17 protein-coding genes are annotated in these 17957 nt (G+C 72.6%); 9 read left to right on the forward strand and 8 right to left on the reverse strand.

What is annotated here, in order from left to right; genetic code table 11:
- Nucleotides 1–6: 6 nt before the first annotated feature.
- The gene (locus E9934_RS14765) at nucleotides 7–342 is read right to left on the reverse strand and encodes a YnfA family protein (RefSeq protein ID WP_136563667.1); all 336 of its coding nucleotides are present in this window, start codon (nucleotides 340–342) and stop codon (nucleotides 7–9) included.
- Nucleotides 343–407: 65 nt separating this feature from the next.
- On the opposite strand from E9934_RS14765, the gene E9934_RS14770 reads away from it, so the two are divergent.
- A complete protein-coding gene (locus E9934_RS14770) occupies nucleotides 408–1121 on the forward strand; it encodes a hypothetical protein (RefSeq protein WP_136563668.1) in 714 nt (237 codons plus the stop codon).
- Nucleotides 1122–1211: 90 nt separating this feature from the next.
- Nucleotides 1212–6869 (forward strand): ATP-binding protein, encoded by a 5658-nt coding sequence (locus E9934_RS14775; RefSeq protein ID WP_238694975.1) that lies wholly within the window; start codon nucleotides 1212–1214, stop codon nucleotides 6867–6869.
- Between the two features lie 131 nt (nucleotides 6870–7000).
- Here the strand turns inward: E9934_RS14775 and E9934_RS14780 are convergent, their stop codons facing one another.
- Complete coding sequence (locus E9934_RS14780; RefSeq protein WP_238694976.1) at nucleotides 7001–7861, reverse strand: sigma-70 family RNA polymerase sigma factor; 861 nt, start codon at nucleotides 7859–7861, stop codon at nucleotides 7001–7003.
- A gap of 85 nt (nucleotides 7862–7946) precedes the next feature.
- On the opposite strand from E9934_RS14780, the gene E9934_RS14785 reads away from it, so the two are divergent.
- On the forward strand, nucleotides 7947–8192 hold the full coding sequence (locus tag E9934_RS14785) for a hypothetical protein (RefSeq protein ID WP_136563670.1): 246 nt from the start codon (nucleotides 7947–7949) through the stop codon (nucleotides 8190–8192).
- 8 nt (nucleotides 8193–8200) lie between these two features.
- Here E9934_RS14785 and E9934_RS14790 read toward each other — a convergent pair whose 3' ends face one another.
- Together E9934_RS14790 and E9934_RS14795 are read right to left on the reverse strand one after the other, a co-directional pair.
- Nucleotides 8201–8716 carry a mycothiol transferase gene (locus E9934_RS14790; protein ID WP_136563671.1) on the reverse strand — a complete coding sequence of 172 codons (516 nt, stop codon included), beginning with the start codon at nucleotides 8714–8716 and terminating at the stop codon, nucleotides 8201–8203.
- Nucleotides 8713–9348, reverse strand: a complete 636-nt coding sequence (locus tag E9934_RS14795; RefSeq protein WP_136563672.1) for a VOC family protein — start codon at nucleotides 9346–9348, stop codon at nucleotides 8713–8715. The genes E9934_RS14790 and E9934_RS14795 overlap by 4 nt, the downstream gene beginning before the upstream one ends.
- A gap of 115 nt (nucleotides 9349–9463) precedes the next feature.
- Here E9934_RS14795 and E9934_RS14800 point away from each other — a divergent pair, with 115 nt between their 5' ends.
- The gene (locus tag E9934_RS14800; RefSeq protein ID WP_136563673.1) at nucleotides 9464–10642 is read left to right on the forward strand and encodes an ATP-binding protein; all 1179 of its coding nucleotides are present in this window, start codon (nucleotides 9464–9466) and stop codon (nucleotides 10640–10642) included.
- Nucleotides 10639–11910: a tetratricopeptide repeat protein gene (locus E9934_RS14805; protein ID WP_136563674.1), complete on the forward strand. Its 1272-nt coding sequence runs from the start codon at nucleotides 10639–10641 to the stop codon at nucleotides 11908–11910. The genes E9934_RS14800 and E9934_RS14805 overlap by 4 nt, the downstream gene beginning before the upstream one ends.
- On the opposite strand, the gene E9934_RS20315 is transcribed toward E9934_RS14805, so the two are convergent.
- Complete coding sequence (locus tag E9934_RS20315; protein WP_136563675.1) at nucleotides 11907–12323, reverse strand: TetR/AcrR family transcriptional regulator C-terminal domain-containing protein; 417 nt, start codon at nucleotides 12321–12323, stop codon at nucleotides 11907–11909. The two genes, E9934_RS14805 and E9934_RS20315, sit on opposite strands and share 4 nt — an antisense overlap.
- Here E9934_RS20315 and E9934_RS14815 point away from each other — a divergent pair.
- On the forward strand, nucleotides 12276–12911 hold the full coding sequence (locus E9934_RS14815; protein WP_238694977.1) for an ATP-binding cassette domain-containing protein: 636 nt from the start codon (nucleotides 12276–12278) through the stop codon (nucleotides 12909–12911). The two genes, E9934_RS20315 and E9934_RS14815, sit on opposite strands and share 48 nt — an antisense overlap.
- On the forward strand, nucleotides 12908–13702 hold the full coding sequence (locus tag E9934_RS14820; protein ID WP_136563677.1) for an ABC transporter permease: 795 nt from the start codon (nucleotides 12908–12910) through the stop codon (nucleotides 13700–13702). Before E9934_RS14815 ends, E9934_RS14820 begins: the two co-directional genes overlap by 4 nt.
- A 6-nt stretch (nucleotides 13703–13708) precedes the next feature.
- On the opposite strand, the gene E9934_RS14825 is transcribed toward E9934_RS14820, so the two are convergent.
- The 3 genes from E9934_RS14825 to E9934_RS14835 form a co-directional block, all read right to left on the reverse strand.
- Nucleotides 13709–14188, reverse strand: coding sequence for a CAP domain-containing protein (locus tag E9934_RS14825; RefSeq protein ID WP_136563678.1), 480 nt, complete (start codon nucleotides 14186–14188; stop codon nucleotides 13709–13711).
- A 232-nt stretch (nucleotides 14189–14420) separates the two neighbouring features.
- The gene (locus E9934_RS14830; RefSeq protein ID WP_158295016.1) at nucleotides 14421–15005 is read right to left on the reverse strand and encodes a DUF2510 domain-containing protein; all 585 of its coding nucleotides are present in this window, start codon (nucleotides 15003–15005) and stop codon (nucleotides 14421–14423) included.
- Between the two features lie 98 nt (nucleotides 15006–15103).
- On the reverse strand, nucleotides 15104–16603 hold the full coding sequence (locus E9934_RS14835; RefSeq protein WP_238694978.1) for a SulP family inorganic anion transporter: 1500 nt from the start codon (nucleotides 16601–16603) through the stop codon (nucleotides 15104–15106).
- A 161-nt stretch (nucleotides 16604–16764) separates the two neighbouring features.
- On the opposite strand from E9934_RS14835, the gene E9934_RS14840 reads away from it, so the two are divergent.
- The gene (locus E9934_RS14840; protein ID WP_202977327.1) at nucleotides 16765–17196 is read left to right on the forward strand and encodes a MerR family transcriptional regulator; all 432 of its coding nucleotides are present in this window, start codon (nucleotides 16765–16767) and stop codon (nucleotides 17194–17196) included.
- Between the two features lie 270 nt (nucleotides 17197–17466).
- Nucleotides 17467–17937 carry a hypothetical protein gene (locus E9934_RS14845; protein ID WP_136563681.1) on the forward strand — a complete coding sequence of 157 codons (471 nt, stop codon included), beginning with the start codon at nucleotides 17467–17469 and terminating at the stop codon, nucleotides 17935–17937.
- Nucleotides 17938–17957 lie beyond the last annotated feature (20 nt).

Consider the following 17957-nt stretch of genomic DNA (forward strand, 5'->3'; position numbering starts at 1 on the left):
CCCGGCTCAGGCCGAGCGCGGGGCATACATGATCACGGCGACGCCGACGAGGCAGACCAGCGCGCCGATCACGTCGTACCGGTCCGGGCGGAAGCCGTCCATCGCCATCCCCCACAGCAGGGAGCCGGCGACGAACACCCCGCCGTAGGCGGCGAGGATGCGGCCGAAGTGGGCGTCGGGCTGCAGGGTCGCGACGAACCCGTAGATCCCGAGCGCGATGACCCCGGCGCCGATCCACAGCCAGCCGCGGTGCTCGCGCACGCCCTGCCAGACCAGCCAGGCGCCGCCGATCTCCGCGATCGCGGCGGCGACGAAGAGCGCGATCGAGCGGGCGGTGTCCACGCCGCGCATTGTCGCAAGCCGGGTGGGGTTCGCGTGGCCGAACCCGCGGTGTCACCCTTGGTGATGTGAGTGAGATCGGTGCGCAGCTGGCGCAGTGGCTGGAGGAGCTGGACCTCGGCGGCCAGCTCGCGACGGCCGGGCTGCCCACCTTCCGGCGCGACTGCTCCGGCGTCGCGCGGTGGACCGACCCCGCGACCGGGCTCGCGATGAGCGACGAGCAGCTCGCCGAGCTCGACCGGATGCTGCGCGCCGAGGGCGACGACCCCGCCCACGCCGTACCGCTGCCGCTGGTGCAGCTGCGCCGCAAGGCGCAGGTCCGCGCCGCCCTGCTGGCCAGCGACCACCACACCTACGCCAGCCTCGCCGCGCTGCGCGGCGCCACCGAGAACGCCACCCGCTTCGCCGTGCACAAGGCGGCGGAGCGGCGCGCCCTCCTCGTCGTGCAGTACGACGGCACGACCCTCGTGCCCGCGTTCCAGCTGGACGCGGCCGGTGAGCTGCGGGCCGAGCTGGGTGCGGTGCTCGAGCCGCTGCTGGCTGCCTGTGGCACCGGCGGCACCGGCGGCACCGGCGGCATGGACACGTGGCAGGTGTGGGCGTGGCTGACCCAGCCGGCCGGGCTGCTCGGCGGCGCGGTGCCCGAGGCGGCCGCCCGCGACGACGAGGAGCTGCCGCTGGTGCGGCACGCGGCGGTGCGGCTGGCCGAGCGGGCGGCGGCGAGCGCCGGACCTGCGCCCGGCGTACCGGTGGCCCGGACGTCCCCGACCGAGGCGTTGTAGGCACCCTCCAACGGACCCCCGGCAATCTTGGCGCCTCCGACGCGGCGCCGCGTCGGCGAATTGCGGAACCCTACAAGGGTGACCCGATCGGTGCCTTCCTCCCCGGCCGCAGCCTCCCGCTCCGCCTTCCGGCGGATCGCGATCGTCAACCGCGGCGAGGCCGCGATGCGCCTGATCCACGCGGTGCGCGACCTCAACGCCGAGGGCAACGACGGCGCCGATCTCGTCACCATCGCGCTGCACACCGACGTCGAGCGGACGGCGATGTTCGTCCGCGAGGCCGACGAGACCCACCTGATCGGGCGGGCCGCGGACCGGCCCTACATCGACCTGGAGGTGCTGGAGCGGGCGCTGACCGAGACCCGCGCCGAGGCCGTGTGGGTCGGCTGGGGCTTCGTCGCGGAGGACCCGGCGTTCGCCGACCTGTGCGCCCGGCTCGGGATCACCTTCATCGGACCGAGCGCGGCCGCGATGCGCAAGCTCGGCGACAAGATCGGCTCGAAGCTCATCGCGGAGGAGGTCGGCGTCCCCGTCGCACCGTGGAGCCGCGGCGGCGTCGACACGCTCGACGAGGCGCTCGCGGCGGCCGAGGAGATCGGCTATCCGTTGATGCTCAAGGCGACCGCCGGCGGCGGCGGGCGCGGCATCCGCCGCGTCGACACCGCCGACGACCTCGCCGACGCCTACCAGCGCACCCGCGACGAGGCGGAGCGCGCCTTCGGCAGCGGCGTCGTCTTCCTCGAGCGGTTGGTGACCGGAGCCCGGCACGTCGAGGTTCAGGTCATCGCCGACGGCCAGGGCACGGCGTGGGCCGTGGGGGTCCGCGACTGCTCGGTCCAGCGGCGCAACCAGAAGGTCATCGAGGAGTCGGCCTCCCCGTTGCTCGACGCCGACCAGGTCGACGACCTCAAGGCGTCCGCGGAGCGTCTCGCCCTCGCGGTGGGCTACGCCGGTGCCGGCACCGTCGAGTTCCTCTACCACCCGGGCGAGCGCTCCTTCGCGTTCCTCGAGGTCAACACCCGGCTCCAGGTGGAGCACCCGATCACCGAGGTCACCACCGGACTCGACCTGGTCCGGCTGCAGATCAACGTCGCCCGCGGCGGCCGCCTCGAGGGCGAGCGGCCCGGCGAGATCGGGCACGCCGTCGAGGCGCGGCTCAACGCCGAGGACCCCGACCGCGACTTCGCGCCGTCGCCGGGTCGCATCCAGCGGCTGCGGCTGCCGGCCGGGCCCGGCATCCGGGTCGACACCGGCGTCGGCGAGGGCGACACCATTCCCGCCGACTTCGACTCGATGATCGCCAAGGTCATCGCGTCCGGCCGCACCCGCGACGAGGCGCTGGCCCGTCTGCGTCGCGCCATGGCCGAGACCACCGTCATCATCGAGGGGGGCGTCTCCAACAAGGGCTTCATCCTCGACCTGCTCGACCAGCCCGAAGTCGTCGGGCCGCAGTGGACCGGGGGTCCGGGGGCGGAGCCCCCGGTGGGGGGTACAGGGGGGCGCAGCCCCCATGTGTGGGCCGACACCGGGTGGATCGACCGGGTGCGCGGCGAGGGCCGGCTGGTCGCCCACGAGCACTCGGGCGTCGCGCTGGTCGTCGCGGCCATCGAGGCCTACGAGGAGCAGCAGCGCGTCGAGGTGCAGCGACTGCTCGAGACCGCCCACGGCGGCCGGCCGCAGGTCCAGCACGAGGTCGGCGGCACCATCGACCTCAAGCTCCGCGGCGCCTCCTTCAAGCTGGGCGTGCTGCAGGTCGGGCCGCAGCGCTTCCGGGTCACGCTCACGAGCGCCGGTGCCGCGGACACCGCCCAGACCGTCGACGCGGAGATCGTGCGGATCGACGCCGAGCGCAGCACCCTGCACGTCGGCGGCCGCCGCTTCCGCCTGGTCACCGCCTCCCACGGCCCCGTGCTCCTCGTCGAGGTCGACGGCGTCACCCACCGCGTCTCCCGCGACGAGGGCGGCGTGCTCCGCTCCCCCGCGCCCGCTCTGGTCGTCGCCACCCCGGTCCAGGTCGGTGACGAGGTCGAGGCCGGCGCCCCCGTGCTGGTGCTGGAGTCGATGAAGATGGAGACCGTGCTCGCGGCTCCGTTCGCGGCCCGCGTGCGGGAGCTGATGGTCATCACCGGCAGCCAGGTCGAGACGGGCGCCGCGCTGGTGCGCCTCGACCCGCTCGAGGACGCCGGCGAGGAGCCGGCGGTGCAGGAGGACCAGGCCGGTCCCGGCCTCGAGCTGCCCACGATCCTCGCCCCCGTTGATGCCGCCGATCGCGCGGCCCGCGGCCTGGCGGATCTCTCCGCCGTGCTGCTCGGCTACGACGTCGACGCCCGCGACGGCGGATCGGCCCTGCCGTCGTACGTCGCGGCTCGCGACGAGCTCGCCGCCGGCGGTGCCGCCGCCCGGGCCGCCGTGATCGCGGCCGAGCTCGACATGCTCGACGTGTTCGCCGACATGGCCGAGCTGAGCCGCAACCGTCCCGCGGGCGAGGAGCTGCACACCGGTCTGCGCGTGCACAGCTCGCGCGAGCACTTCCACACCTACCTGCGCAGCCTCGACGTCGAGCGCGACGGCCTGCCGGCCGAGTTCAGCGCCAAGCTGGCGCGGGTGCTGGCGCACTACGGCGTCGACGAGCTCGACCGCACGCCCGCGCTGGAGCAGGCCGTGCACCGGGTCTTCCTCGCCCAGCAGCGCACGGCCCCCGAGACCGAGCTGGTGACCGCGATCCTCGGTCGTTGGGCGGCCGACCTCGCGCCGTCCGAGGAGCTCGCCACGCGGGCGCGCGGTCTGCTGGAGCGGCTGGTCCGCGCGACCCAGCTGCGCTTCCCGGTGGTCGGCGACCTGGCCCGCAGCATCCGCTTCCGCTGGTTCGACCAGCCGGAGGTCGACCGGGAGCGGACCGCGGTCCTCGCCGGTGTGGCCGACGAGATCGCCGCCCTCGCAGCCGCGCCCGACGCTCCCGACCACGCCACCCGCGTCGAGCGTCTCTCGCTGATCCCCGAGACCATGGTGCGCTTCCTGTCCGACCGGCTGGAGCAGGGTGTCACCGATGCCCACGAGCCGATGCTGGAGGTGCTGATCCGCCGGCACTACCACGACTTCGGGCTGCGCGACGTCCGCACGTTCGCGGTCCAGGGACGCCCGGCCGTCGGCGCGACGTACACGCTGGACGAGAAGGACTCGGCGATCGTCAGCACCGTCGGCACCGTCGCCGAGCTGGCCGCCGGGACGCTCGACGAGCTCGTCGCCGGCCACCTGTCGACCCGTCCCGCCGGTCACGACGGCGTCGCCGACCTCTACCTCGCCTGGCCCGACCAGCCGACCTCGGACGACGACACCAGCGCCGAGCTGGCGCGCCTCCTCGGCGGACTGTCGTGGACCCAGGACGTGCGCCGCGTGGCGATCGCGACCTGCCCCGGCGGGGGCCGGCCGGTTGGCTACTTCGAGTTCCGCCCGACCCCGGCCACCGACGGCGGGCCGGCCGGCGTCGTCGAGGACCAGCTGGTCCGCGGCGTGCACCCGATGGTCGGACGTCGCCTCAACCTCTGGCGCCTGCAGGACTTCCACGTCACGCGCCTGCCCGCCACGGACGACGTGCTCCTCTTCGACTGCGTCGCCAGGGACAACCGCACCGACCGGCGCCTGGTCGCCGTCGCGCAGGTGCGCCAGCTGGTCGTCGTCCGTGACGAGGACGGCACCGTCGTCGGCGTCCCGCACGCCGAGCGCGCCATCGAGAACTGCCTGGAGTCGATCCGTCGCGCCCGGACCGCGATGGGCGCCGCCGGCAGCAAGCTGGACATGAACCACGTGTGGGTGCAGGTGTGGCCGGTCGTCGAGGCCGATCCCGCCCAGCTCACCGCGTTGCAGGGCAAGATCACGCCACTGTCCGACGGCGCGGGCATCGAGGAGGTCGTCGCCGGCGGCCGGATCGCCACCCCCGACGGCCCGGTGCCGGTGAGCTTCCGCTTCCACTCCCAGCCGGGCAAGGGCGTCACGGCCGCGGTCGAGTCGCCGCCGACCGAGCCCCTCAAGCCGCTCGACGAGTACGCCGGCAAGGTCGTCCGCTCGCGCCGCCGCGGCATGGTCTATCCCTACGAGCTGGCGGAGATCCTCGCCGGTCCGGGCGGGTCGATGGTGGAGCACGACCTCGACGACTCGGCTGGCCGGGACCGTCTCGTGCCGGTCGAGCGCCCCTACGGTCTCAACAAGGCCGGCATCATCTGCGCGGTCGTCACCACGAGGACCGACCTGCACCCCGAGGGCGTCACCCGTGTGCTCGTCTGCGGCGACCCGACCAAGGCCCTCGGCGCGGTGTCGGAGCAGGAGTGCCGCCGGATCATGGCGGCGATCGACCTCGCCGAGGAGATGGGCGTCCCGGTCGAGTGGTTCGCGATCTCCGCCGGCGCACGGATCTCGATGGACTCCGGCACCGAGAACATGGACTGGGTGGCCGCAGCCCTCAAGCGGATCGTCGAGTTCACCCAGACCGGTGGCGAGATCAACGTCGTGGTCGCGGGCATCAACGTCGGCGCCCAGCCCTACTGGAACGCCGAGGCGACGATGCTGATGCACACCAAGGGCATCCTGGTCATGACGCCCGACAGCGCCATGGTGCTGACCGGCAAGCAGTCGCTGGACTTCTCCGGCGGCGTCTCGGCCGAGGACAACTTCGGCATCGGCGGCTACGACCGGGTGATGGGGCCCAACGGACAGGCGCAGTACTGGGCGCCCGACCTCGCCGGCGCCTTCCAGGTGCTCCTCGCCCACTACGACCACACCTACGTCGTCCCCGGCGAGAAGGCTCCGCGCCGCGCGCCGACCACGGACCCGAGCGACCGCGACATCTCGGTCTTCCCGCACGCCCACCCCGACAGCGAGTTCACCACCGTCGGCCAGATCTTCGACCCGTCGTACAACCGCGACCGCAAGAAGGCCTTCGACATCCGCACGGTGATGCGGGCCATCGCCGACCAGGACCACGCCACCCTCGAGCGGTGGGCCGGCATGGCCGACGCCGACACGGCGGTCGTGCAGGACGCGCACGTCGGCGGCTACCCGGTCTGCCTGCTCGGCATCGAGTCGCGTCCGGTGCGCCGCCACGGCTTCCCGCCCACCGACGGCCCCGACACCTACACCGCGGGCACGCTCTTCCCGCGCTCGTCGAAGAAGGCGGCGCGCGCGATCAACGCCGCCTCCGGCAACCGGCCGCTCGTCATCCTCGCGAACCTGTCGGGCTTCGACGGCTCACCGGACTCGATGCGCAACCTGCAGCTGGAGTACGGCGCCGAGATCGGCCGCGCGATCGTCAACTTCGACGGGCCCATCGTGTTCTGCGTGATCTCGCGCTATCACGGCGGCGCGTTCGTGGTGTTCTCCAAGCGGCTCAACCCGTCGATGACGGTGCTCGCCGTGGAGGGCTCCTTCGCCTCCGTCATCGGCGGCGCCCCCGCCGCCGCGGTGGTCTTCTCGGGCGAGGTCGACAAGCGCACGGCCGCCGACGAGCGCGTGGCCTCGGTCGAGGCGCGCCTGGCGGAGGCGACCGGTCTCGAGCGCGGCAGCCTGGCCGCCGAGCTCGCCGACCTCCGTGCCGCCGTACGCGCCGAGAAGATCAGCGAGGTCGCCGGCGAGTTCGACGGCGTTCACGACATCCACCGCGCCGTCGAGGTCGGCTCCGTCGACGCCGTCGTCAGCAGCGCCGAGCTCCGCCCCCGCATCATCGCTGCGATCGAAGCCCACCTCACCCGCGCCTGACCTTCGCTCGTCGAGTAGCCGCCGAGGGACGAGGCGGCGTATCGAGACGCCTGTGCATGGTGCTGGAACCGGTCCGGTCCGGTGCACCGGCTGCGGTGCGTCTCGATACGCGACTCGCTGGCGCTCGCCTGCTACTCGACGACCGACTGGCGTCGTCGCCGTACGACGGCCAGGACGTCGGGCGCGGCGCGGAACGTGATGGCACGGACCCGGCCGTGCTCGATCGTGAAGTCGAAGACGACCCGGGCCTCGCCCCGGTGGATCCAGGCGGCGGCGGGACGCTCGCCGACGAAGACGGGGAAGGCGGCCTGCGCCGCGCCGTTGAAGAAGGTCGCGACCTCCTCCCGCCCGCTGATGCCGCTGGGCGTACCGGACAGCTTCGCGGCGTCGTCGGCGGAGATCTCCGCGTCGGGGGCGAGCAGCTCCAGGAGCCGGGCGAAGTCGCCGCCGCGGGCCGCGGCCATGAACGCGTCGACGACCTCCCAGTCGGCGAGCGCGTCCTCGGGCGCGGGCTGGGCGATCCGGGCGCGGGCGCGGGAGGCGAGCTTGCGGGCGGCGACGGGGGTGGTGTCGAGGAGGCTGGCGATGGTGTCGAACTCGAAGCCGAAGCTGTCGTGCAGGACGAACGCGACGCGCTCCTTGGGGCTCATCCGGTCGAGCACCACCTGCAGCGCGATCCCGACCGTGTCGGCGAGCGCGACGTCGTCGGCGGGGTCCGGCGCGGTCTCGGTGATCTCCAGGTCCTCGTCGGGCACGGGGGTCCGGGACCGCAGCCGGTCCAGGCACAGCCGGGTGGTGACGGTGGTCAGCCAGCCGGGCAGGTTCTCGATCTCGGTCGCGGTGCCGTGCAGCCGCAGCCAGGCCTGCTGGACCACGTCCTCCGCCTCGGCATGGTCGCCGAGCACGTTCGTCGCGATCCGGGTCAGCCGCGGTCGCTCCGCCTCGAACGTCTCCGTCGCGTCGGAGGCCGGCGTCAGGGATTCGTCGTCCACAGTGGTCACACTTTCATCCGGGGATCCGTCATCACCATGACGAGCACGGGAGCGCCCGTGTGACCGACACGAGAGGATCGACACCATGGCGACCACGAAGACGATGACCTGCGCCGACCTCGGCGGCCCCTGCGACCTCGCCCACACCGGCGAGACCCACGACGAAGTGATCGTGGCCCAGGACAAGCACCTCAAGGAGGTCGTCAAGGCCGGCGACACCGCCCACGTCCCGGCGCGCAACGACATGAAGGGCCGCTGGCGCCACCCCAAGAAGTCGCTGGGTTGGTACAACGACGTGAAGAAGCGCTTCGCCGAGCTCCCCGCCGACTGAGCCTTCGCTCAGCCCCCGCCGATCTCGACCACCACGTCGAGGTGGCCGGCGTGCCGCGCGTACTCCGTGAGGACGTGGAAGCAGATCCACTCCAGCGTGGGCGGGTCGGCGGCGAAGCGGCCGCCGACTCGCGCCCGCTCGGCGAGGGCGTGGTCGGCCACGATCTCCGTCGTACGCCGCCCCACGGCCCGCAGCCGCTCGGCGAGGTCCTCGGCGGTGACTCCCTCCGGCACCCGCCACGCAGGAGCGACCCCGCTCGGGGCCCGGCCCGGGTCCGCGACGTCCCAGTCGCCCCACGGCTCCGCGACGGGCTCGGCGAGGAAGCCCCAGACGAACCACCGCTGCTCCATGTGCAGCAGGTGGTTGAGCAGCTCGAGCGGCGACCAGCCGCTCGGTACGCGAGCGGTCCGCTGCTCCTGGCGCGACAGTCGGAGCACGGCGAGGATGACGTCCTCGCGCAGCCAGTCGAGGTAGGCGGCCCAGCGTCCGGGGCCGGGCTGCCCCGTGGACGTCGGCTCGCTCATGGGTCCTTCGGCGCGGGGAGCAGACAGAACTCGTTGCCGCCCGGGTCGCGGAAGTGACGCCACGGCAGGTCGCCCCAGTCGGGGTGGAACTCCGATCCGCCGCGGGCGGTGATCGCCGCGACGATCGCGGTGACGTCGTCCCCGGGCTCGAGCCGGAGGGCGAGGTGGACGCGGTTCTTGCCGTCCTCGGGAGCCGTCTCGGGCACCAGCCGCAGCAGCGGGCCACGGCCGGTGGGATGGCGCAGGGCGTCGGTGACGGCGGGGTCGTGGTGCCACCCGGTCAGCCAGGTCCAGAACGCCAGCTCGCGCGCGACGTCCGCCACCTCCAGGGCGAGCCCCCGCAGGGGCCCGTCGGCCAGCGCGGCGTCCTCGTCGGCGCGGACGGGGTTGCCCTCCGGGTCGGCGGTCAGCGTCGCGGGGCCGACGACCTCCAGGGTCAGTCGCGACGGTCCGGTGGGCGGCTCACCGACCTGCTGGAAGCAGAGGTCGAGCTCGGGCCCGTCGGGCACGGCGAGCCGGGTCTCGTAGCCCGCCTCCTCGTCGGTCAGCTGCTGCAGACCGAGGAGGTCCTCCCAGAAGCGCCCGACGACTCGGGGCTGGACGGCGTCGAAGACGACGTTCTCCAAGAACATCACGTCACCCTACGGCCCGCTCGCTGGCTGGTCAGGCCCGGTGGTCCTGGTGGGTTTCGGCCTCGACACCGGGTGCCAGACTCACGCGGGACTACTTGATGGAGGGACACGACCGGTGGCTGACGACGACTTCCTCGACGTGATCGCGGCAGAGGTGGCGAACGACCCGCACAACCTCGCGTTGCGGGAGGACTACATCGCCCTGCTCCTGCAGGGCGATCCCGATCGCGCTGCCGAGGAGGTGACCGCCTTCGAGCAGGCCGGCGGCGATCCGGCTCGGGTGCGGCTGCTCCGGGCGCGGCTGATGGCCGCCCGCCTCCGGGGCGGTACGACGCCCGCAGCCCCCGCCGAGCCCGACGCCCTCGTGCCACGTCCCGTCGGCGACCCGGAGGCCGGGCCGGCGCCCACCACCTGGGAGCCGGAGCGACCGGCGGTCACCCTCGACGACGTCGCGGGCCTGGCCGAGGTCAAGCAGCACCTGGAGGCGACCTTCCTCGCCCCGCTGCGCAATCCCGAGCTGGCGGCGGCGTTCGGGCAGACGCCCGGCGGATCGCTGCTGATGTACGGCCCGCCCGGTTGCGGCAAGACCTTCATCGCTCGCGCCATCGCCGGCGACCTGGGTGCGTCCTTCCTCCACGTGACGCTGGCGGACCTGATGGGCAAGTGGTTCGGCGAGACCGAGAAGGCCATCCAGAGCATCTTCCGCGACGCGCGTGCCTCGTCGCCGTGCGTGATCTTCTTCGACGAGTTCGACGCGCTGGGCGGGCGTCGCTCGTCCGGAGGCGGCGGCACCCAGTCGATGCGGATGGTCGTCAGCCAGCTGCTCGAGGAGCTCGACGGGGTCTCCAGCGCCAACGAGGGCGTCTACTTCCTCGCCGCGACCAACCGTCCCTGGGACGTCGACCCCGCGCTCCGCCGCCCGGGCCGCATCGACAAGACCGTGCTCGTGCTGCCGCCGGACCAGGTCGCCCGGGCCGCGATCCTCGCCGGACTGCTGGACGGCAAGCCGACCGAGGGCGTCGACGTCGACGCGGTGGCCGCCGCGACCGACGGCTTCTCCGGTGCGGACATCAGCCACGTCGCCGCGACGGGCCTGCAGCAGGCGATGACCGCGTCGATGGCCGCCGGGGCCGTCGTACCGGTGACGACGGAGTCGCTGCTCGCTGCTGCCGCAAGCGTGACCCCGTCGACGGCGGCCTGGTTCGACCAGGTCGTGCCGGTGCTCGACTACGGCGTCGACGACGGCACGTTCGAGCAGCTGCGTGCCTACCGGGTGAAGCGGGGCCTGCGGTGAGCGACGACGGCTTCGACCCGGTCCAGCGCGACAGCGACCTGGCCTACGAGCTCTATGACGTCCGCCCGGAGCACCCCGAGATCGGGCATCTCGCGCGCCGTGCGCTCGCGGCGGAGCCGTGGCGCAGTGGCCTGCGCGTCCTGCTCGCCAACCACCTGGAGGCGTTGGGCGAGCTCGACGAGTCGCGGGAGATCCTGCTGGCGGTCGTCGGTCAGCGCGACCACGCGTTCGTCGACGCCGCCCGCGACCTGCGCGACCTCGAGCATCGTGTCGGGCGCTACGAGGAGGCCCTGCGGTGGGCCGAGACCGTGCTCGGCGAGGACAGTGAGGGCTGGTCGGACTGGGGGATGTTCGGCGCCATCAAGGGTCAGCTCGGCGAACCGACGCTGACCTGGCAGATCCTCGACGAGGCGGTGGAGAGGTGCGCCACCACGGCGCCGGACGAGCTGACCGACGCCCTCGCCTTCCGGGCCACCGGACTCATCGCGACCTTCGCCCCGTCGGAGCGCTTCATCGCCGCGGCCGAGGAGGCGGTCCGGGCCGATCCTGCCAACGGCTACGTCGCGCTGTGCCTCGTCTGGGCCTACATCCACCAGGGGCGCTTCGACGACGCCGAGGAGCTCGCGCTGCGGATGCTGCGGGAGGACCCGACCGACGAGGGCCCGGCGATCCCGGTCCGGATGCTCCGCACGGTGCGGGGGATCATGGAGCGCGAGGGCATGGACATGGCGGAGCTGCACCGCCACGGCATCCTCGAGCGCATGTGGACCGACCAGCGCGACCGCCTGCTCGGTGTCGACGTGGTGTCGGCCCTCACGGCCCTCGAGCCGCTCCTCCCGCCGGCCGTCCTCGCCACCCTGCATCCGCCCATCCCCGAGGACGGTGACGACACGGGAGCGTGCGAGGAGCTGGTGTCCTGGCACGACGGCCAGGACCCCGGCGCCGGCGACGCGTGGAGGCTGCCGGGCGACTTCCGGCTGATGAGCGCGGCCGAGATCCGGGCGATGGATGCCGCGGTCGAGGCCGACCCGGCGTCGTACCCGCAGTGGGCGGAGGACTCGCTCGACAGCTACTACCAGCAGCTGATGACCGACGACGCCGGTGGCTACCTCATCGTCACGATCACCGGTGAGCTGGCGATCCGGCGGGCCGGCGCAGAGGACGAGGTGGTCTCGGCCAGCATCGCCGACTTCTTCTGGGAGCAGGTGGCGGCACGAGGGGGTCGCAACCCGCGCCCCCGCCCGCAGCCGCGCGCCCAGGAGGTCTAGGTCGCCTGGTCCCCCGCCAACCGGACGGTGAGGCCGGCGATGACGGTGTCGAGGGCGAAGCGGAACTGCCGGTCGGGGTCGCTGGCCGCCTGATAGAGCTCGCCGGCGGCCTGCCCGACGCGGGAGGCCAGCGGGAACTCGCGCCCGCCCATCGCCTCACCCAGCGCCTCGGCGTTGGCCTCCCACCACTCGAGCTCGCTCTGACCCGACTGGCGCTCGGCGGCGACGACGGCATGGCGTGAGCGGGCCGCGGTCGCGCCGATGCCGTCGAGCAGGGCGACGGCCTGGTCCATCGCGATGTCGTCGAGGCCGAGGTCACGGTCGCCGGTCACGACCTGCGGCGCGCGCCTCGTGACGTACGGCGGGTGATCGGCCTCGTGGGCCAGCACCCGGCGCTCGACGAGAAGCTCCACGGCCACGAGAACCTCGTCCTGCTCGGCCGGCTGCACGGGCTCCACCGGGGTCCGGCACTGGCCCGGGCCGACGAGCTGCTGGAGCGCTTCGGCCTCACCGACGCCGCTCACCGGGCGGTGAGCACCTACTCCGGCGGGATGCGGCGACGCCTCGACATCGCCGCCGGCCTCATCCTGCGGCCCCAGCTGCTGTTCCTCGACGAGCCGACCACCGGCCTCGACCCGCGGGCACGGGCCGAGGTGTGGACGATGGTGCGGGAGGTCGTGGACGCCGGGACCACGGTGCTGTTGACGACGCAGTACCTCGACGAGGCGGACCGGCTCGCCGACCGGATCACCGTCATCGGCGCCGGCCGGGTGATCGCCGAGGGCACCGCCACCGAGCTCAAGAGCCGCCTCGGCGGCGACCAGCCGGTCCTCACGCTGCCGCCCGGCAGCGACATCGCGGCGGCCCGGCGCGCCCTGACCGATGCCGGGATCGGCGACGTGTCGGTCGACGTACGACAGCCGAGCCTGGACGACGTCTTCCTCCACCTCACCGACCCGCACCAGCCATCCGCGCTGGGCAACGAAGGAGCCTCCCGATGAACGCCCTCTCAGCCGTCCGCGCCAGCTGGCTGGTCACCGAGCGCGACCTGCGGCACTGGCGCCGCGAGCCGTGGACGCCGGTCTTCGGTGTCCTGTTCTCGATCATGCTGATGCTGGTCTTCGGCTATCTCTTCGGCGGCGCGGTGGCGCTGCCGGGCGGCGGCGACTACCTCGCCTACCTGATGCCGGGGATGCTCGCCATGACGATGATGTTCGGCGTCGAGGCGACGATGTCGGCGATGACCAACGACTCCCGCAAGGGCATCACCGACCGGTTCCGGTCACTGCCGATCAGCGGGGTCGCCGTGCCGCTGGGCCGGGCTGGCGCCGACCTGGCGAACTCCGCGCTGGAGCTGGCCGTGCTGATGGTCGGCGGCCTGCTCATCGGCTGGCGGGCCGGCGGCACCATCGGCGAGACCCTGCTCGCCGTGGGCCTGCTGCTGTGGCTGCGACTGGCGGTGCTGTGGCTCGGGATCTTCCTCGGCCTGACCCTGCGCGGCGAGGGCGCGACGATGGCGGTGCAGGTGCTGGTATGGCCGATCGCCTTCCTGTCCGGGGTGATCGTCCCGTCGGCGACGATGCCGGCGTGGCTGGGCGCGCTCGCCGACCTCAACCCGGTCTCGGCGACCGCGGCCGCCTGTCGGGAGCTGTTCGGCAACCCGACCGGCATCAGCGGGGCCGACGGCCTGCTCGCTGACCACGCGCTGCTCGCCGCGGTCGTCTGGCCGGCGGTGCTGCTGGCGGTGTTCGTGCCCCTCGCGGCCCGCGCCTACCGGAGGCTCGGGGACTGACACCGGTCAGCGGTGCCAGACCAGCACCGAGACGAAGGCGTTGCCCTCGGGGCTGCGGGCCGCGCCGACCGCGGCGATCCGGTAGGCCCGCCTGGTCAGCACCGCGCGGTGCGAGTCCGAGCGCATCCACACCCGCACCGCGGTCGCCGCGCTGTCGAAGCCACCCGCGACGACCTCACCGACCCGGCCTCCGCCGCAGTCGGCGAAGACCGTCGAGGGTGACAGGTGGTGCGCCAGCCTGTTGTTGGCCGCCATGCGCCGTGCGTACGACTCGGCGTAGCGGTTCAGGCAGCCGCCGTCGGCGTGCGCCAGCCGCGGCAGGTCGCGCTTGGCGCGGGCGATGTTGATCCGGTCGTGGATGGCGGATTCGAAGCGGTCCGGCAACGGCACGGTCCGCGCTGGTCGGGTGTCGACGGTGGCCGCCTGCGCGGCCGCCGCGCCGTGGTGGCCCGGCACGAGTGCCGCGAGCAGGAGCAGGGCGAGCATGAGGACGAGTGAGCGGTGACGCGCGATGGGCTGCGGACCGCGTGCTCCGAGACACACGGGATGGCCTTCCGATGGGGGACGGTTTCGCCGATTCGGTCCCCTCCGCCGTACCCCCGCTCGCTGGGGCCAGACGGTCCAGCCCGCCTTCTGGCCAGCAGGCACGCCACTCGTTCATCGCGTGCCACATGCGACCCGTGCACCACGGCCGCACCACGGCACGGAGCCGGGCCCGCTAGTCGCCGAGCAGGCGAGCCTTCGCGGCTCGGAACTCGTCCTCCGTGATGACGCGCGTGTATCGCAGATGGTTGAGGTTCTGGAGCGCTTGGGCGGTGTCGGGGTTGGCGAGCGCGTTGATCTGTGCCACGCGGGCAGCGTCGCTCATCGGTGGACGCACCGGTTCGACGGGCGTGGGCGGCGCGGCAGGGTTGGCGTCCTGTCGAGGCGCCGCGACGGCTCGTCGGTACGCCGCCTGGGCCGAGAGCTCCTGCACGGCCTTCTCGGTCGGTCCGCGACCGCGCAGCAGGTACAGGCCCGCCGCAGCGGAGACGAGTCCGAGCACGAGGGAGAGGAAGGCGATGCCGAGACGTTCGACGAACGTTTCACCGGACTCGGGGTTGAACGGGTGGGTGGGGCTGGTCAGCACACTGAAGACTCCGAAGATCAGCAGCGTGAGGCCCCAGCCCCTGTGGTGGGCCCTGGCCGCATACGGCTGGCGCTCGGGTCGCGACGCGACCCAGTAGTGCCCGTCCCAGTAGCGAGTGCCGCTCTTCGCGGGGTCGGGGTACCAGCCCGGAACCGGTGGACGCTCGACGCTCACTTGCCACTCCTGCTTTCGACGGACCCTCGCATGACAGAGGGCCACGGAGATCGTAACCACCGCGGCTGCCGGCGGCTGGAGAACGCGAGGGGCCGGTCTCAGTGGGACGGAAGCTCTCCGGTGAGGCGTCCGTGGCGCTCGGCGCTGGCCTCGTTGAGACCGACGATCTCGACGGCCTTGCCCCTGCTCTCGTACTTGGTGGTGATGGCGTCGAGCGCCGCCACGGTGGAGGCGTCCCAGATGTGTGAGGCGGACAGGTCGATGACGATGCGGCTGGGGTCGCCGCCGTAGTCGAACTGGGTGTAGAGGTCGTTGCTGGAGGCGAAGAAGAGCTCGCCGGTGACCTGGTAGACCGCCTTCGCACCGTCCCCGTCCTCGACCAGCTCGCGGTCGGTCTCGGTCAGGTGGGCGACTCGCCGCGCAAACAGGGTCATGGCCACCAGGACCCCGACGACGACACCGATCGCCAGGTTGTGGGTGGACACCGTGACCAGCACCGTCGCGACCATCACCGTGGTCTCCGACTTCGGCATCCGGCGCAGCGTCGACGGGCGGACCGAATGCCAGTCGAAGGTGCCGACGGAGACCATGATCATCACCGCCACCAGGGCTGCCATCGGGATGAGGGCGACGACGTCGCCGAGCCCGACGACCAGGACGAGCAGCAGCGTGCCGGCGAGGAACGTGGAGATCCGGGTGCGGGCACGCGAGACCTTCACGTTGATCATCGTCTGGCCGATCATCGCGCAGCCGCCCATGCCGCCGAAGAAGCCGGTGATCACGTTGGCCGCGCCCTGACCGAGGGCCTCGCGGGTCTTGTCGGAATGGGTGTCCGTGATGTCGTCGACCAGCTTGGCGGTGAGCAGCGACTCCAGGATGCCGACCACGGCCATCGCCAGCGCGTAGGGCGCGATGATCTCCAGGGTGTGCAGTTCGAGCGGTACGTCGGGCACGAACCAGGCCGGGAGGCTGTCGGGCAGCTCGCCCTGGTCTCCGACGTCCGGTACGTCGACGGCGGCGATGAGGACGAAGGCGGTCAGCGCGACGATGGCGACCAGGGGCGCCGGCACGATGTCGTTGACCGTCGGGAAGGCCACGATGACCGCGATGCCGACGGCGATCAACGGATAGACCGCCCAGGGCACGTCGACCATGTGGTCGACCTGGGCGCCGAAGATCAGGATCGCGAGGGCGTTGACGAACCCGACCATCACCGAGCGCGGGATGAACCGCATCAGCCGTGCCACCCCCGCGAGCGCCAAGGCGATCTGGATCAACCCGCCGAGCAGCACGGTGGCGATCAGGTAGTCGTAGCCGTGGTCGCGCATGACGGGCGCGATGACCAGGGCGACCGCGCCCGTCGCTGCCGAGATCATCGCCGGGCGTCCGCCCAGGAACGAGATCGCGACCGCCATGGTGAAGGAGGCAAACAGTCCCACGCGCGGGTCGACGCCCGCGATGATGGAGAACGAGATCGCCTCCGGGATCAGCGCCAGCGCGACGACGAGTCCGGCGAGCACCTCGGTGCGCAGCAGCCGCGGCGACCGCAGCGCGGCGCGGACGGTGGGTTCGGGGGCAGACGACACGGCTGTGCTCACGGTGGCTCCGTTGTGCGCACTCGGCGCGAACGACGTGGGTGGGACGGATGCGCGACCATGGGTAGCGCGTGCCGGCGCCATCGCCGGTGGAAGTCTGTCTGTCACCCTAACCTCACGTAACGTGAGGGTTGCAATCCGAGCGACGTGAGAGGGCCCTCCCCGTGACCCGTGAACCCGCGATCCCCTCCGACGCCGACCACTCCACGGTCATGCAGATCGGGGAGGTGGCGGCCCGCACGGAGCTGTCGTTGCGCAGCCTGCGGCACTGGGAGGAGGTCGGGCTGCTGCGACCCTCCGGTCGGACGGAGGGCGGCTTCCGCCTCTACACCGAGGCCGACGTCGAGAGGATCCTCGTGATCCGCCGGATGAAGCCGCTCGGCTTCACCCTCGAGCAGATGAGCGCCGCGATGCGCGACATCGAGGTCCTTCGCGACCTCGACGGCGACCTCGACGGCCACGACGACCGCGCCAGCGCCGCGCGCTCCCGCCTCGAGGCGCTCGTGGGCGATGCGGTCGAGCGTCGCTCGACCCTCGAGCGTCAGCTGGCAATGGCCGACGAGTTCATCGACCAGCTCCACCAGCAGCTGGCCTGAGCATCCCTACGCCGGTCACTCGTTCTGCCGGGGTTGCAGACCGGCCGCCGCTGTGGTCCGTTCGCGGCCCCGCTGCCCTGATCACCTTCGTGGTGACCAGGCTGCGACGGCGATGCGCGTGCGCCTGGCTCGCTAACCTGACGCCATGGGTGCGTGTGGTCCGCAAGGCGGCGCGAGGCAGGCGTGACGCCGTCCACGCCGCGGTTCCACCCGGCGGACCTGGCTTCCGCCGCAGAGTCGGTCGGGCGAGTTGCGTGGCGGTGTTGGTGGGTGTTCCTCGCACTGGGCACGTTGCTGATGGCGCGGGAGGCGAATCACGGTGACGGTCTGGACATGGTGACCTGCGTCCGGGGGCGGTCCGACTGCGCCGTCGACGAGTGGGCCGCCGTCAACCTGGCGCCGACCCTGACGGTCGTGGGGGTTGCAGCCCTGGTCCTGGGCGGGCTGGCTCGCCTCGTCGAGCACTGGATCGTGTCGGTCTTCCATGTCGTCTCAGGGATCGCCGTCGGCGTCTGCGGGGGACTGATGCTGCTGTTCATGGCCTGGGACGATCAACGTTGTCAGGCTTCGGCCGTGTGTTCTTCAGCGCCGCACAGGAAGCTCCCGGACTCGTTCTACGTCTGGAGGTACCTCGGGGATGGCGAGGTCGCCTTCGGCGAGGAGTGGCTCGCCTGGGGCCTCGCCGGCGGTGCGACAGCGACCGCGGTCATCGCCGCGCGGTTCTGGTCCGCCCGGAACTGACGTCTGGGAACGGCCCGCCA

It is taken from the genome of Nocardioides caeni, assembly GCF_004912195.1.
Lineage (GTDB): Bacteria > Actinomycetota > Actinomycetes > Propionibacteriales > Nocardioidaceae > Nocardioides > Nocardioides caeni.

Coding starts and splice junctions, on each gene's coding strand:
- E9934_RS14785 (WP_136563670.1), top strand. CDS start 7,947: ATGGCGACCACGAAGACGATGACCTGCGCCGACCTCGGCGGCCCCTGC.
- E9934_RS14790 (WP_136563671.1), bottom strand. CDS start 8,716: ATGAGCGAGCCGACGTCCACGGGGCAGCCCGGCCCCGGACGCTGGGCC.
- E9934_RS14795 (WP_136563672.1), bottom strand. CDS start 9,348: ATGTTCTTGGAGAACGTCGTCTTCGACGCCGTCCAGCCCCGAGTCGTC.
- E9934_RS14820 (WP_136563677.1), top strand. CDS start 12,908: ATGAACGCCCTCTCAGCCGTCCGCGCCAGCTGGCTGGTCACCGAGCGC.
- E9934_RS14825 (WP_136563678.1), bottom strand. CDS start 14,188: ATGCTCGCCCTGCTCCTGCTCGCGGCACTCGTGCCGGGCCACCACGGC.